This window comes from Mesorhizobium sp. AR02, from assembly GCF_024746835.1.
Classification (GTDB): domain Bacteria; phylum Pseudomonadota; class Alphaproteobacteria; order Rhizobiales; family Rhizobiaceae; genus Mesorhizobium.
This window is the reverse complement of record NZ_CP080531.1, coordinates 4,395,049-4,407,824: the sequence shown is the minus strand read 5'-3', so window position 1 is coordinate 4,407,824 and position 12,776 is coordinate 4,395,049. Positions and strand designations below refer to the sequence as shown.

The window sequence follows — 12,776 nt, the reverse complement described above, 5'->3', positions numbered from 1 at the left end:
CAATGGAAACGGTAAAATTCACGCAGATGAAGGATGGCGACCGCGAGGATTACGCTTTCCTGACCGATCATGAGATCGAATACGCCGCCGGCACGGCCGACCGGCTGCTGGCGGCCATGGTCGAACTCGACAAATCCCTGTCCGGCTACAAGGTGACGCGGCTTGGCCATTCGCTGCAGGCCGCGACGCGGGCCTGGAATGCCGGCGCCGACATCGACTGGGTGGTGTCGGCGCTGCTGCACGACATCGGCGACATCTACGCGCCTTACAACCATGATGAATATGCCGCCGCCATCATCCGGCCGTTCGTGCGCGAGCAATGTGCCTGGGTGGTCGAGAACCACGGTGATTTCCAGCTGCTCTATTACGGCGAGCATGTCGGCGCCAATCCGCACAAACGCGACGCCTTCCGGGACAGCGCCTATTTCGACGATTGCGCCGAATTCTGCGAGAAATGGGACCAGTCCAGCTTCGATCCCGATTATCCAACCAAGCCGCTGGAATTCTTTGCGCCCCTGGTGAAAGAGGTGTTCGCGCGCAAGAGCTATGGTTCCGCAGTCATCAGGACCGGTGTCCGTGTTCCGATGTCGGACGACCATGTCGCGACAGCGCGATTGGCAATGTAGGACACATTGGCGGTTGTCTTGCCCGGCACCGAAGTCCAACCGATGCAGCTATTGTTGGGCTCAAATCGCTCCGCCATAGCGGCGAAGCCAGAAGGCGCGCTAGGCGGCGGTGATCGGGACGCCAGCGGGCCAGTTCCGCCGCTGATCGCTTTGGTCGGCCATGTCTTTGCCGCGTGCAACAAAGCGGCGCCAGCCGCCGAATGAGGAGATGTCGAGAGCACCGTCCAAGCCAGCGGTTTCGACCAGAAAACCCTTGGCCGGGGTGCCGTCGTCGAGTTCGATCGTGCCGATGCCGAGCGGTGCTGGAATAGCGGCGACGAAACGGCCGAAGGCCTCCGGCTCGAACCGCCAGATCTCGACGTCGATCCGCGTGCCGCCATCGGCAACACGGATCAAACCGGGCTTGGGCACAGACTGGCCAGCCAGCGCATAAAGCTTGTAGGCGGCGGCTGTCCTGGTCGCGCGCAGGAACTGTGCACCGAGCTGGTTGAGCTGGTTGTTGAGCGGCATGCCAGACAGATGCGCGCCAACCACCACCAGGTCAATCAAATCGTCGTGGGGCGCGACGGCCGCCGGCTGCGGGCTGGGCCGCGGCCAGCCTGTGGCGCCGAGGACAAGGCCGCTCGCCGCATGGATATCACGGGCAAGAGCAGCGGTCAGCCAGTCCTTCCCCGCCATGGCCAGCAACGTCACGCTCATCGGCAGCCCGTCGTCGCGCTTGCCGGTCGGCACGGCGATGCCGCACATATCGAGCAGATTGACGAAATTGGTGTAGGTGCCGAGCCGGCTGTTGGTGGCGATCGGATCGGCGAGCACCGCGTCGAGGGCATAATGCGTCGGCGCGGTCGGCACGCAGAACAGGTCGACCGAAGCGATGACCGGGGCGAGCCTGGCCTTGTAGGCCTGCAGCGCATAGAGGCCCTTGAAGGCGTCGGCCGCCGACAGGCCGCGTGCGCCGCCGATGATCTTGCGCGTCACCGGATGCATCGCCGCTTCGTTGGCATCCATGAAATCGCGGATCGCCGCATAGCGTTCGGCCACCCAGGCGCCTTCATAGAGCAGGTTGGCGGTGGCGTAGAAATCGCTGAACGGGATTTCCACCAGCCGGCAGCCGAGCTTTTCCAGCATGCCAAGAGCCGCCTCGAAGCCGGCCTGCATCGCGGCATCGCCGAAGAATTGCAGGTCCGCCTTCGCCGGCACGCCGACGCTCAGCACCGGCGGGCGCGCGGCAAGCGCCGGCACCTTGATCGCACGCGAATAGGCATCGGCCGCGTCCTTGGCCGCCGCGACGCCGAACACCGCATAGGCGTCGTCGACGGTGAGCGCGAACACCGAGACGCAGTCGAGCGTGCGGCAGGCCGGCACCACACCGGCGGCCGAAAGTGCGCCGACCGTCGGTTTCAGCCCGACGATGTTGTTGAGGCCGGCGGGGATGCGACCGGAGCCGGCCGTGTCGGTGCCGAGCGCGAAGGAGACGATGCCGCGCGCCGTCGCGACAGCGGACCCCGACGAGGAGCCGCCCGGCACCAGGCTGGCATCGACAGCGTTTCTCGGGATCGGATACGGCGTGCGCACGCCAACAAGGCCGGTGGCGAACTGGTCGAGATTGGTCTTGCCCACCACCAGTGCGCCGGCGGCCTTCAGCCGCGCCACCACGGTGGCGTCCTTGTCGGGCATATAGGCATATTCGGCGCAGGCGGCGGTCGTCGGCATGCCGGCGACATCGATGTTGTCCTTGACCGCGAACGGCACGCCCCACAGCGGCTTGGCCACCGGATCGAACGGTCCGAGCGTTTGCGCCTGCGCCAGCATCTCCGCCTTGCCCGCAAGATGAATGAAGATGCCTGGATCGTCGGCCGCCGCGATGCGGGCATGCACGACATCGATCATGGCAGCGACAGCGACTCCGCTGGCATAGGCCGCGTGCAGACTGCCGATGTCGAAGCGGATTTCGCTCATGTGGCCTCTCCCAGAATAATCACCGGCAGGTCCCACTGGATCAGCACGACGCAGCCGTCCTTCGTCCACACCGAATGCTCGGTCCCGACCGGGTTCAGGATGACGCTGCCCGCGGGATAACAGCCATTCTCGTCGCTCTGCGTGCCCTCGAGCACGACGATGGTTTCCAGCCCGACATGGCGGTGGCGCGGCACGCTGGCGCCCGCCCGGTAGTCGAGGATCGCCACCGACGGTTCGACCGGTCCGCCCTTGAGCAGCCAGTGCACGGTGATGCCGTCGCGAAAAGGCTCGAACGCCAGCTCGCGCCAACCGCCATCGACGAGACCGGCAAAACTGAGATTAGCCATGGGCAAGTCCCTGCAGCACCTGGTCGGTCGTTGCCGTCCAGCCGACGATGGCGCCCTGCGCGCGGATCATGGCGATGGCCGCCGCCTTGAACTCGGGGAAATAACTTTCCGTGGCGTCCTCGGCCAGCAGGCACTCATAGCCGCGATCATTGGCCTCGCGCATCGTCGTCTGCACGCAGACCTCGGTGGTGACGCCGGCGAAAATCAGTTGCTGTGCGCCGAGCCGCTTCAGCTCATCACTGAGCCTGGTCGCGTAGAAGGCGCCCTTGCCGGGCTTCTCGATGACGATCTCGCCGGGCAGCGGCTTGAGCTCGTCGAGGATTGCCGTACCCGGCTCGCCGACGATCAGCACCCGGCCCATCGGTCCGACATCGCCGATGCGGATCGACGGATTGCCGCGATTGCGCTTGGCCGGCGGCAGGTCGGAAAGGTCGGCTTTGTGGCACTCCATCGTGTGGATCACCGGCAGGCCGGCGGTGCGGAACCCTTCGATCAGCCGCTTCACCGTCGGCACGATGGCCGTGATCCGGCTGACATCGTTGCCGAGGCTCGCGCCAAAACCGCCGGGCTCGGCGAAATCGCGCTGCATGTCGATGACGACCAGAGCCAGGGAATCCGGCTTGAACGCAAAGGCAAAAGGCTGCGCGTCGATCTCCGCCATCAGTGATGTCCCGCCATATGCTCGCCGATGGTTTGCACGCTCGCTTGCGCGATCGGCGTTTCGTAGACCAGCGCCCCGTCCGACATGACGAAGATACGGTCCGACAGTTCCAGCAGCTCGTCGAGGTCTTCCGACATCAACAGCACGGCCGCACCCGCATTGCGCGCCTTCATGATGCGGGCGCGGATTTCGGCGACGGCCGAGAAATCGAGGCCGAAGCATGGGTTGGAGACGATCAGCAGGTCGACCTCGCCGGTCAGTTCGCGCGCCAGCACCGCGCGCTGCACATTGCCGCCCGACAGCGAGGCGATGGGCGAGGACAGCGAGGCGGCCTTGACCTTGAACTGCTCGACCAGCCTGGCGCTGAAGGCACGGATGGCGCTGGTGCTGATCCAACTCACCGGCCGACCGTTGCCGTCCATGTCGAAGGTGCGGAAGGAGATGTTCTCGGCCACCGTCATTTTCGGTGCGCAGGCATTCTTCAACGGCTCCTCGGGAATGAGCCGCACATTGAGCGCGCGCGCCTCGGCGCGCGTTGCCGCATAAGCGGAACCGCGCACCAGCACCTCGCCTCCGTCACGCGGCCGCTGGCCGGCCAGAACTTCGAGGAATTCCTTCTGGCCATTGCCGGAAATGCCGGCGATGCCGACGATCTCACCCGAACGCACGCCGAGGTCCTCGATGCGGATCGACTTCAGCCCGGTCCTGTCCGGCGCCTTCAGCGATTTGACCCTGAGCACGATCTCGGCATCCGGCTTCGGCGCCGCACGGCTGTCGAGAGTCGCGATCGGCTGGTCGCCGATCATCATCGCCGCCATCGCCTTGTGGTCGAGATCGGCGACGCGGCCGGTTCCCGTCAGCTTGCCCTTGCGCAGCACGCTGACATCGTCGGCGAAGGCAGTGACCTCATGGAATTTGTGCGAGATCATCAGCACGGTGAGGTCGCCCGCCTTGGTAATGTCGCGCACCAGCCCCAGCACCTCCTGCGCTTCGCCGGGCGTCAGCACCGAGGTCGGCTCGTCCAGCACCAGGAAGGAGCGGCCGAGATAGAGCTGCTTGATGATTTCGAGCTTCTGCTTCTCACCCGCCGCAAGCTCCGCCACCTTGACGTCGAGCGGCAGCTTGAACGGCATGCGCTCCATGAACACGGCAAGCTCGCCGCGCTCCTTGCGCCAATCGATGATGCCGGGAACCTTTTCGCGCGAGATGACGAGGTTTTCCGCACCGGTCAGCGAGGGGACGAGGGTAAAGTGCTGGTAGACCATACCGAGCCCGAGCGCCGAGGCGTCGCGCGGACTGGCGATCGCCACCTCGCGGCCATCGACGAGGATGTCGCCGGAGGTCGGGTGATAAAAACCCATCATGCACTTGACCAGCGTCGACTTGCCGGCGCCGTTCTCGCCGAGCAGCGCGTGGAAGGAGCCCGCCGGCACTTTCACCGACACGGCGTCCAGCGCCGTGAAGGCGCCGAAGCGCATGGTCATGCCGATGGTCTCGACGCCGACCGCTTTCCTGTCACTCATCCCGCCCTCCTCACGGCAGCTGCGCGACGAGCGCCTTCGAATTCGACACCGTGCCGAAGACGCCGCCCTGCATCTTGATCATCTTGATCGCCGCAAGATGGTTGCCGTGGTCGGTCGCCCCGCAGCAATCCTCCAGCATCATGCATTCATAGCCGCGGTCATTGGCCTCGCGCATGGTGGTGTGCACGCAGACATCCGTGGTGATGCCGGTCAGCACGATATTCTGTATGCCGCGCTGGTTGAGGATCAGCTCCAGGTCGGTGGCGCAGAACGAGCCCTTGCCGGGCTTGTCGATGATCGGCTCGCCCTCGATCGGGTAGAGGTCGGGGATGATGTCCCAGCCCGGCTCGCCGCGCACCAGGATGCGCCCGCACGGACCGGGGTCGCCGATGCCGGCATTGATGCGGCGCGAGCGCCAGCGCTTGTTGGCCGGCAGGTCGGCAAGGTCGGGCCGGTGCCCCTCGCGCGTGTGGATGATGGTGTAGCCCTTGGCCCGCATCGTCGAGAGCACCGCCTTGATCGGCTCGATCGGCGCGCGCACCAGCGACAGATCGTAACCCATATGGTCGACATAGCCGCCCGGCCCGCAGAAATCGGTCTGCATGTCGATGATGATCAGCGCCGTGTTGTCGGGCCGCAGGTCGCCATTGTAGGGCCACGGATAAGGCTCGGCGTCGATCGTGTGCTGGGTGAATTCGGCTCTGGCGTTCATAGGCAAAACTCCAGTCATTTGGTGCCAGTCATTTGGTGATCGACAATTCGCCCGGCGCGCCCGCAAGCGAGCGTGTCGGCGACGAGGTGGCGATCATGATGATGAGGGTGAGGATGTAGGGCGCGGCGTAGAACAGGTAGTAGCCCTGCGTGACGCCGACCGATTGCAGCGCTGGTCCGAGCGCCCCTGCCCCACCGAACAAAAGGGCTGCGGCAAAGCAGCCGAGCGGGTTCCAGCGCGCGAAGATAACCAGCGCCACCGCCATCAGGCCCTGGCCCGACGAGATGCGCTCGGTCCAGCTGCCGGGATAGTAGAGCGACAGGTAGGCGCCGCCGATGCCGGCCAGCGCACCGCCAACGCCGGTGGCGAGCAGCCGCACCGTATCGGGGTTGAGGCCCATGGCGCGTGCCGCATCAGAACTGTCGCCGACGACGCGCACGATGAGGCCGGCGCGTGTGTTTCGGAAGGCCCACCACAGGATGACCGACAGAACGGCACCGATCAGGAACAGCACATTGACGTCGAGCGCCGCTTGCACCTGTGGAATATCGGACCAGCCGCCGAAAGGAATGGCCGGCAGATTGGGCGCCTTCGGCTTGATGAACGGCTTGCCGAAGAAGAAGGCGAGGCCCGAGCCGAACAGCATCAGCGCGATGCCGATGGCGATGTCGTTCACCTTCGGGAATTTGCAGATCCAGCCATGGAACAGGCCAAAGCACAGGCCGGCGAAGGCGGCGGCAAGTAGGCCGAGCCAGGGCGAGTTGGTCATCACCGCCACCGCATAGGCAGTCATGGCGCCGAAGACGAGCGTGCCTTCGAGCCCCAGATTGATGCGGCCGGAACGCTCGGTGATCGCCTCGCCCAGCGAGACGAAGATGAAGGGCGTCGACACGCGGATGGCGCCGCCCAGTATGGCAAGCGGCACGCCCCAGAGGCCGATCTCGGTCGCATCCATCAGGCAGTCCCCCGCACGAGATCGGGCCGCTTCCAAAGATCGGGATTGAAGGCCTTGAAGCGGCCGTAGAAGGTTTCGCTGAACAGGATGACGATGAAGATCATGCCTTGCAGCACCAGCACGGTGGCGTCGGGCAGGTCCAGGCGGCGCTGGATCAGCCCGCCGGAGGCGTCGATGCCGCCGAGCAGGATGGCGACCGGAATGATGGCCAGCGGGTTGTGGCGGGCCAGGAAGGCGACGAGGATGCCGGTGTAGCCGTAGCCGGCGGCGAGCGAGGCATTGGCGCTGCCTTGCACGGCGGCGACCTCCAGCATGCCGGCCAGCCCGGCAAAGCCGCCGGCCAGCGCGGTGAAGCCGACGATAAGCGGCCCGACGGCCAGTCCCTGCACCTGTGCGGCCCGCACATTGCCGCCGGCGATGCGCGCGGCGAAACCCCAGCGGGTCTTTTCGATGAGCACCCACGAGAGGATGCAGGCGACAACACCGACGACCAGCCCCCAATGCACGTCCATGCCTGGAATGTTGCCGATGCGGTAGATATCCGCCAGCGGCTGCGTCGACGGCTTGTTGAGCGAGGCCGGATCGCGCAACGGCCCCTCCACCAGCTGGTTCATCAGCGCGATGGCGATGTAGGCCATCAGCAGGCTGGAAATGGTTTCGTTGACGGCCCGATAGTGGCGCAGCGCGCCGACGGCACCGATCCAGATGCCGCCGGCGGCCATGCCCGCCACGCCCATGGCAAGAATGACGATTGGGGAAGGCGCGCCGCTCAACGCGACGCCGATGGCAGCGGCGGCGACGCCGCCGAGCACGATGGCGCCCTCGCCGCCGATGACGACGAGGCCAAGCCGCGCCGGCAGCGCGACGCACAGCGCCGCCAGAAGCAGCGGTGCGGCCCGCGACAGCGAGTTCTGGATGGAGAACCAGGAACCGAAGCCGCCCCGCCACATGGTCTCGTAGAGCAGGATCGGTGACTTGCCGACAAGCGCGATGAACAGGCTGAACAGCGCCATGCCGACGATCAGCGCCACCAGCGGAATGACGAAAGCCTCCGCCCGCCGCGCGATCCATTCGAGCGCCGCCGGATAGACCCTGGCGCCGAAGAGTGCCGGCACGCCGGCCCCTGTCACCGTATCCGTCATCGCCCCGCTCCCCTCAGATCACGCGGTCGAGCCGACGACGCCCTCGACCAGATAGTCCATGCTCTCGAGTTCGATGGCGGTTTCCGGGAAGGCCTGGCCTGCTGTCGCGACGACAGCGCCCTTGTTGCTCTTCAGCGGACCCTTGATGACGGCGAAGCCGCCCTTCATCATTTCGGCCAGCGTGGCGTCGAACTGCTTGCGCGCCGGCTCGCCAACGGCGGGGCCGAGCGGGCTCATCTTGACGAAGCCGTCGGCCAGGCCGCCGCGGGTGAAGTTGGGCAGCGGTGTGCCGGCGACGAGATCGTCGACGAACATCTTGTAGACCTTGGCCCAGTTCCATTCGGCGCCGGTCAAGTATTTTTCCGGCGCCAGCGGGCTCTGGTTGGCGTGGTAGCCGCAGACGAAGGCGCCGCGGCCGGCGGCCGTCTCGACCACCACTTTCGGGCTGTCGACATGGCAGGTGATGACGTCGGCGCCCTGGTCGACCAGCGCGTTGGCGGCTTCCGCTTCCTTGACCGCCAGCGACCATTCGCCGGTGAAGATGACCTGGCAAGTGATGGTCGGATCGACCGAGCGCGCGCCGAGCAGGAAGGAGTTGATGTTGAGCAGCACCTGCGGGATCGGCTTGGCGGCGACGAAGCCGAGCTTCTTGGTCTTCGAGGTGTGGCCGGCGACGACGCCGTTGAGATACTGGCCCATGCCGATATAGCCGAAATAGGAGCCGGCATTCATCGGGTGCTTGGCCTTGTCCCACATGCCGCCACAGTGGCGGAACTGCACGTCGGGGAATTTCGCGCACATGGCCAGCATGTGCGGGTCGAAATAGCCGAATGAGGTCGGGAAGATCAGCGAGGCGCCGTCGAGATTGATCATCGATTCCATCGTCTTCTGGACATCGACCGTCTCCGGCACGTTCTCCTCCTCGACGACGGTAATGCCCTCGATGCCCTTCAGCGTCGCCGCCCCTTCGGCATGCGCCTGGTTGTAGCCATAGTCGTCCTTCGGCCCGACATAGATGAAGCCGACGGTGGCAGCGGCGGCAAAGGCCCTACCGACGGGAAAGGCCGCGGAGGCAAGCCCGAGTGCGGCCCCGGCGGCCGAGGTCTTGAGCAGCTGGCGGCGGCTAAGCATGAATCGGTTGGTCATCTCTTATGCTCCCCTTTAGGACCCTTTCCGGGTCGGTTAACGCCTTCTCAAGAAAGTGCATGCAATCGCTGTGCCAATTCATAAGAAGAAATTTAACCAATAAAATCAATGATAGGCGCAATGGGTCATGCACAAGTGAGAGGCAATTGCATACACTTTTTGCCTTGAAAACAGCCAATTTGACATGCAGATTAAAACATAGGCATAGAAGGTGTGGCCTGAGTCGGGATCGTGCCGTCTGGCGGCAGGATTTCAGGACTTGGGACGGCAAAGCACGGGAGGCGAAGCGGATTTGTCGGCAAAGCGCGGGTTGATCCGGTCGGGCACGACTGTCGATCAGATGGTGCGGGCGATCGGCGACCGCATCGTCACCGGTGTGCTGCGTCCGGGCGAAAAACTCGACGAGGTTTCGCTTGCCGCCCGCTTCGAGGTGTCACGCACGCCGGTGCGCGAGGCGCTCGGCCAGCTCAGCGCCATGGGCCTCGTCGAGCGGCGGCCCAACAGGGGCGCCATAGTCGCCGTCGTCACGCAGGAGCACCTCGCCTCGATGTTCGAGAGCATGGCCGAGCTGGAAGGCATATGCGCGCGCTTCTGCGCCGAGCGCATGACCGGCAGCGAGCGCCGCGCGCTCGAGGTTGAGCATCAGGCCTCGGCGCGGCTGGTGCAGCTGGGCGCCGAGGAAGACTATGAATATTTCAACACCGAGTTCCACAGCAGGCTCTATCGCGGCGCTCACAGCACGCACATCCAAGAGCTGACCGCGACGACCCGCAGTCGCCTCGCCCCCTTCCGCCGCGCCCAGTTCAGGCTGGCCGGTCGGCTGGCCAAGTCCTGGCAGGAGCATGACGCCATCGTCACCGCGATCCTGCGCGGTGACGGTGCTGCCGCAGGCAAGGCTGCCAAGGATCACGTGTCAATCGTCAGCGAAGCGAGCGCGTCGTTTATCGTTGGCGACCAATCGAGAGCCGAACCACAACACCCGTAAAGACCTCCAGCTCACATTCAGGGCCGAAGCCCCGACGAAAGGGCTGCCATGACCCCTTGTGCGGCGTGCTGTCATGCGAGGTGTCCGCGCCGGTTGGAGGGTCGCAAGCTGCTGCCCGGCATGTCGCGAAGCGATGATCCGGACCGGCGCTCGCACCGTGCTTTCCACCTCGCCGAGCCGATCACGCAGGACTTCCGCCGCGCGATGCGGGAAAAATAGCCATGGGCGGCAGGAGCTAGGATCACTCGCTCAACACGACCCCGGACGCCACGATCTGTGCCGTGCGCTCGGTCAGTTTTCCGCGTTTCACAAGCGTGGGTTTGACGTAGGTCTTCTTCATCATCATCACGATCCGCTGGCAATGGCACCGGGACTAAACGACCTCGGCACGCCAACGTTCCACGGCACCCGGCGGCGGCTGGCATCGAAGGCAGCCGCCCTTCCCTTCACCGTGCGCTCAACGCGACCATGCGGTCGAGCGCCGCGGTCAGGCCGTGCAGCGACACCGGGAATGTCAGCGGCGTCTCTGCGTCGGTCGTGACATTGAGCTTCAGCACCTCGCCTCCCCTCAGCTTTCCAAGCGCCGACCGGTCAATGGCAAACACCGCGATGCAACCCGTTGGCAGGCAGGTCCGGAAGCGCTGCGGGGACAAGGGCGGCTGATCGTCGATCTGAAGCGTCACGCCGGAATCAAGCAAGATGCCGAAGGGCAGCAGCAAGGTAGCCGTCGTCGACCCGTCCGCGCGTCTCTGTATCTCCACGGCGAGGAGCCTTTGGCCATTCTTCTGGACCTGGTCCTGCGAAAGCGAGCAGACCCTCGCATTCTCCTGGACAGAGCAAGCCACGCTCCAGTCCTGATAGACTTCACGCAGCGATGACGGCCCGTCTGGAACAGCCGCCACCTGTTGCTGCGCCGCTGCCGGCGACATCAACGAGAATGCGATTAACCCGCTGGCGCAGGCGGCCTTGAGGCTACGCTTCATGTGCAGACCCACTCGCGGACCTTGCATTTCTCTCCCGACGCCTGGCAGGCCTGCAAAGCGAGGTCTTCGGCTTCCCGGCGGGTCTCGGCCGAGTTCACGCCCCAGGGCGTGAAACGGTTCTCGACCTTGTCGGCCATGGCGAGCGCACCGCAGTGCTTGTAGGGAAAGCCCGTTTCGTCGTCATCATTCCAATGGCGATGGTTGCGGAAGACGGCGACGACGTTGCAGGCCTTTCCGCCCGCGTTCTCGCAATATTTCTGTGCGATGTCCTTCGCCTCCTGCCGCTTGTCGGCGCCCCAGAAGAAGCCGTATTTGCTATCGGCTTGCGAATATGCGATGGCCGCCCAGATGCCTTTTTCCTCCTGCTGCGGCTCCGACGGCGCCACCAGGTCGGCCGAGACGACTTGTCCGCTCCACAACAAGGTCAAGCCCAAAACTGCCAAAGCCCGCAATCTCATGGTCGGCACCCCTTTCCTTGATCCCACTCGCTTCGTCTTACTTCGCCGCCGAAGCGACGGAGATCACCACGCAGCTTTTGCCCGTCGGCAGGAGAAGAGCTTCACCGGCATTGCCGCCGAGCTCGTACACCTCGACCTGCCCAAGATGGTCGGTGATCTTGCTGCCCTGCGGAAGAATGGACGGGATGTCGGCGCACGGGCTGGCGAATGGCGCCACCCGCACCATCGCCCCCTCGCAACCCGAAGCGGTGGGCGATGCGAAGACGATGCCGGCGGCAGGCCCGCTATAGTGTTCCGTCGCATAGTCCATGCCGACAAAGGCCTGGAGGGCATGTTTGTCGGCGGCCTGGTCGTTCCACAGGGATTTGACGCTGTATTTGGTACCGGTCGTCAAAATCTGTCCGAGCACCGGATAGACGGTCGAACAGGCCTGCACCCCGGCCTGCTTGACATGCTCGAGGAAAGGCGTGTCCGGAAGTGCCGGGTTGGCTGCCTCAGGCTGTGCGGCCGTCGCGCTGCCGACCAGATTGGCGATCGCGGCATAGTTGCCGGCGGCGAAGCCAAGGCCCGCCACCACCAGCCCCAGCAGTGAAAACCCGACGACGCGCGGCCATCGCCGCCGCCTGGGTTCGACGAGCCTCTGCCGATCCGCCTCGACGGTCGGGCCGCTGCGTTTTGCGGACATGAACTGGTCCTGCTGGCTCATGGTATTGCCCCGGTCATTTGAGTGGCGAAAGGGCCTCCGACAGCCCCTTGAGTGTTGCGGTTACGGTGATCGTCTTGCCGTCGACGGTCGAATAGGAGACCGCCGGCGTCGCATTCTGCGAAATCTGCTGGCGCATGACAGGCCCGACCGGCAACATGCCGACGCAGACCACCTCGTTGCAGCCATTCAGGTGGACGTCGATCGCCTGGCCCCGCCCATCGAACTTCAGCGACACCAGGCCGTCGCTCTTGGCATTCGGCGCGGTGCGCAAGATCATGTAGGGCTTGCCGTCCTGTGTGGCGGCAAGCGACCAGCTGAAGGCCATCTTGCCCGACGCGTCCTCGATCACCTGCGAGACATTGCAGACCTTCTTGCGAGCCTTGAGGTTCTCATCGCAGATCAGCGTCCAGTTCTCGAACGGACGGATGGTGCGCTGATAATCGCCCAGTTTCACGTCAGGCGGCAGCACCACATCCGAAGGCTTGATCCTGTAGGGCGAGGCGACCTGCCCGGCAGCCGGTGCAAGGCCGCCGCAGAGCGCCAGGCAAGTCAGTACGGCAAGTCCCTTCATTC

Annotated in this window: 15 protein-coding genes and 1 pseudogene; 3 read left to right on the top strand and 13 right to left on the bottom strand. The window is 64.9% G+C overall.

From position 1 onward, the window contains the following. Window positions 1-2: 2 nt before the first annotated feature. Complete coding sequence (locus tag DBIPINDM_RS25420) at window positions 3-626, top strand: HD domain-containing protein (RefSeq protein WP_258581786.1); 624 nt, start codon at window positions 3-5, stop codon at window positions 624-626. A 99-nt stretch (window positions 627-725) separates the two neighbouring features. On the opposite strand, the gene atzF is transcribed toward DBIPINDM_RS25420, so the two are convergent. The 8 genes from atzF to DBIPINDM_RS25380 are packed head-to-tail and all read right to left on the bottom strand — an operon-like array spanning window position 726 to window position 9,071. Continuing rightward, window positions 726-2,585: an allophanate hydrolase gene (gene atzF, locus DBIPINDM_RS25415; RefSeq protein ID WP_258581785.1), complete on the bottom strand. Its 1,860-nt coding sequence runs from the start codon at window positions 2,583-2,585 to the stop codon at window positions 726-728. After that, window positions 2,582-2,932 carry a cupin domain-containing protein gene (locus tag DBIPINDM_RS25410; protein WP_258581784.1) on the bottom strand — a complete coding sequence of 117 codons (351 nt, stop codon included), beginning with the start codon at window positions 2,930-2,932 and terminating at the stop codon, window positions 2,582-2,584. The genes atzF and DBIPINDM_RS25410 overlap by 4 nt, the downstream gene beginning before the upstream one ends. Continuing rightward, window positions 2,925-3,593 carry a cysteine hydrolase family protein gene (locus DBIPINDM_RS25405; RefSeq protein ID WP_258581783.1) on the bottom strand — a complete coding sequence of 223 codons (669 nt, stop codon included), beginning with the start codon at window positions 3,591-3,593 and terminating at the stop codon, window positions 2,925-2,927. The genes DBIPINDM_RS25410 and DBIPINDM_RS25405 overlap by 8 nt, the downstream gene beginning before the upstream one ends. Next, window positions 3,593-5,116, bottom strand: coding sequence for an ABC transporter ATP-binding protein (locus DBIPINDM_RS25400; protein ID WP_258581782.1), 1,524 nt, complete (start codon window positions 5,114-5,116; stop codon window positions 3,593-3,595). The genes DBIPINDM_RS25405 and DBIPINDM_RS25400 overlap by 1 nt, the downstream gene beginning before the upstream one ends. Window positions 5,117-5,126: 10 nt before the next feature. Further along, complete coding sequence (locus DBIPINDM_RS25395; protein ID WP_258581781.1) at window positions 5,127-5,828, bottom strand: cysteine hydrolase family protein; 702 nt, start codon at window positions 5,826-5,828, stop codon at window positions 5,127-5,129. A gap of 28 nt (window positions 5,829-5,856) precedes the next feature. Further along, the gene (locus DBIPINDM_RS25390; RefSeq protein WP_258581780.1) at window positions 5,857-6,783 is read right to left on the bottom strand and encodes an ABC transporter permease; all 927 of its coding nucleotides are present in this window, start codon (window positions 6,781-6,783) and stop codon (window positions 5,857-5,859) included. Beyond that, window positions 6,783-7,925 (bottom strand): ABC transporter permease, encoded by a 1,143-nt coding sequence (locus DBIPINDM_RS25385; protein ID WP_258581779.1) that lies wholly within the window; start codon window positions 7,923-7,925, stop codon window positions 6,783-6,785. The genes DBIPINDM_RS25390 and DBIPINDM_RS25385 overlap by 1 nt, the downstream gene beginning before the upstream one ends. A gap of 18 nt (window positions 7,926-7,943) precedes the next feature. Continuing rightward, window positions 7,944-9,071, bottom strand: coding sequence for a BMP family ABC transporter substrate-binding protein (locus tag DBIPINDM_RS25380; RefSeq protein ID WP_258581778.1), 1,128 nt, complete (start codon window positions 9,069-9,071; stop codon window positions 7,944-7,946). A 340-nt stretch (window positions 9,072-9,411) separates the two neighbouring features. On the opposite strand from DBIPINDM_RS25380, the gene DBIPINDM_RS25375 reads away from it, so the two are divergent. Beyond that, on the top strand, window positions 9,412-10,056 hold the full coding sequence (locus tag DBIPINDM_RS25375) for a GntR family transcriptional regulator (RefSeq protein ID WP_258589335.1): 645 nt from the start codon (window positions 9,412-9,414) through the stop codon (window positions 10,054-10,056). Between the two features lie 90 nt (window positions 10,057-10,146). Then, window positions 10,147-10,275 (top strand): annotated as a pseudogene (locus DBIPINDM_RS25370) (HlyD family type I secretion periplasmic adaptor subunit); the annotation flags it as partial. 22 nt (window positions 10,276-10,297) lie between these two features. Here the strand turns inward: DBIPINDM_RS25370 and DBIPINDM_RS25365 are convergent. The 5 genes from DBIPINDM_RS25365 to DBIPINDM_RS25345 all read right to left on the bottom strand — a co-directional run bounded on the left by DBIPINDM_RS25365 (window position 10,298) and on the right by DBIPINDM_RS25345 (window position 12,774). Next, the gene (locus DBIPINDM_RS25365; protein WP_258581777.1) at window positions 10,298-10,399 is read right to left on the bottom strand and encodes a putative RiPP precursor; all 102 of its coding nucleotides are present in this window, start codon (window positions 10,397-10,399) and stop codon (window positions 10,298-10,300) included. Between the two features lie 103 nt (window positions 10,400-10,502). Next, entirely contained in the window at window positions 10,503-11,039 is a 537-nt protein-coding gene (locus DBIPINDM_RS25360; protein ID WP_258581776.1) for an invasion associated locus B family protein, read from the bottom strand. Next, on the bottom strand, window positions 11,036-11,497 hold the full coding sequence (locus tag DBIPINDM_RS25355) for a DUF4189 domain-containing protein (protein ID WP_258581775.1): 462 nt from the start codon (window positions 11,495-11,497) through the stop codon (window positions 11,036-11,038). Before DBIPINDM_RS25355 ends, DBIPINDM_RS25360 begins: the two co-directional genes overlap by 4 nt. Window positions 11,498-11,534: 37 nt before the next feature. Next, window positions 11,535-12,203 carry a hypothetical protein gene (locus DBIPINDM_RS25350; RefSeq protein ID WP_258581774.1) on the bottom strand — a complete coding sequence of 223 codons (669 nt, stop codon included), beginning with the start codon at window positions 12,201-12,203 and terminating at the stop codon, window positions 11,535-11,537. Between the two features lie 13 nt (window positions 12,204-12,216). Continuing rightward, window positions 12,217-12,774, bottom strand: a complete 558-nt coding sequence (locus DBIPINDM_RS25345; RefSeq protein ID WP_258581773.1) for an invasion associated locus B family protein — start codon at window positions 12,772-12,774, stop codon at window positions 12,217-12,219. Window positions 12,775-12,776 lie beyond the last annotated feature (2 nt).

Bases quoted from the DNA above. Each gene is read 5' to 3' on its own strand.
- DBIPINDM_RS25420 (WP_258581786.1), top strand. From the start codon at position 3: ATGGAAACGGTAAAATTCACGCAGATGAAGGATGGCGACCGCGAGGAT.
- atzF (WP_258581785.1), bottom strand. From the start codon at position 2,585: ATGAGCGAAATCCGCTTCGACATCGGCAGTCTGCACGCGGCCTATGCC.
- DBIPINDM_RS25410 (WP_258581784.1), bottom strand. From the start codon at position 2,932: ATGGCTAATCTCAGTTTTGCCGGTCTCGTCGATGGCGGTTGGCGCGAG.
- DBIPINDM_RS25405 (WP_258581783.1), bottom strand. From the start codon at position 3,593: ATGGCGGAGATCGACGCGCAGCCTTTTGCCTTTGCGTTCAAGCCGGAT.
- DBIPINDM_RS25400 (WP_258581782.1), bottom strand. From the start codon at position 5,116: ATGAGTGACAGGAAAGCGGTCGGCGTCGAGACCATCGGCATGACCATG.
- DBIPINDM_RS25395 (WP_258581781.1), bottom strand. From the start codon at position 5,828: ATGAACGCCAGAGCCGAATTCACCCAGCACACGATCGACGCCGAGCCT.
- DBIPINDM_RS25390 (WP_258581780.1), bottom strand. From the start codon at position 6,783: ATGGATGCGACCGAGATCGGCCTCTGGGGCGTGCCGCTTGCCATACTG.
- DBIPINDM_RS25385 (WP_258581779.1), bottom strand. From the start codon at position 7,925: ATGACGGATACGGTGACAGGGGCCGGCGTGCCGGCACTCTTCGGCGCC.
- DBIPINDM_RS25380 (WP_258581778.1), bottom strand. From the start codon at position 9,071: ATGACCAACCGATTCATGCTTAGCCGCCGCCAGCTGCTCAAGACCTCG.
- DBIPINDM_RS25375 (WP_258589335.1), top strand. From the start codon at position 9,412: ATGGTGCGGGCGATCGGCGACCGCATCGTCACCGGTGTGCTGCGTCCG.
- DBIPINDM_RS25365 (WP_258581777.1), bottom strand. From the start codon at position 10,399: ATGATGAAGAAGACCTACGTCAAACCCACGCTTGTGAAACGCGGAAAA.
- DBIPINDM_RS25360 (WP_258581776.1), bottom strand. From the start codon at position 11,039: ATGAAGCGTAGCCTCAAGGCCGCCTGCGCCAGCGGGTTAATCGCATTC.
- DBIPINDM_RS25355 (WP_258581775.1), bottom strand. From the start codon at position 11,497: ATGAGATTGCGGGCTTTGGCAGTTTTGGGCTTGACCTTGTTGTGGAGC.
- DBIPINDM_RS25350 (WP_258581774.1), bottom strand. From the start codon at position 12,203: ATGAGCCAGCAGGACCAGTTCATGTCCGCAAAACGCAGCGGCCCGACC.
- DBIPINDM_RS25345 (WP_258581773.1), bottom strand. From the start codon at position 12,774: ATGAAGGGACTTGCCGTACTGACTTGCCTGGCGCTCTGCGGCGGCCTT.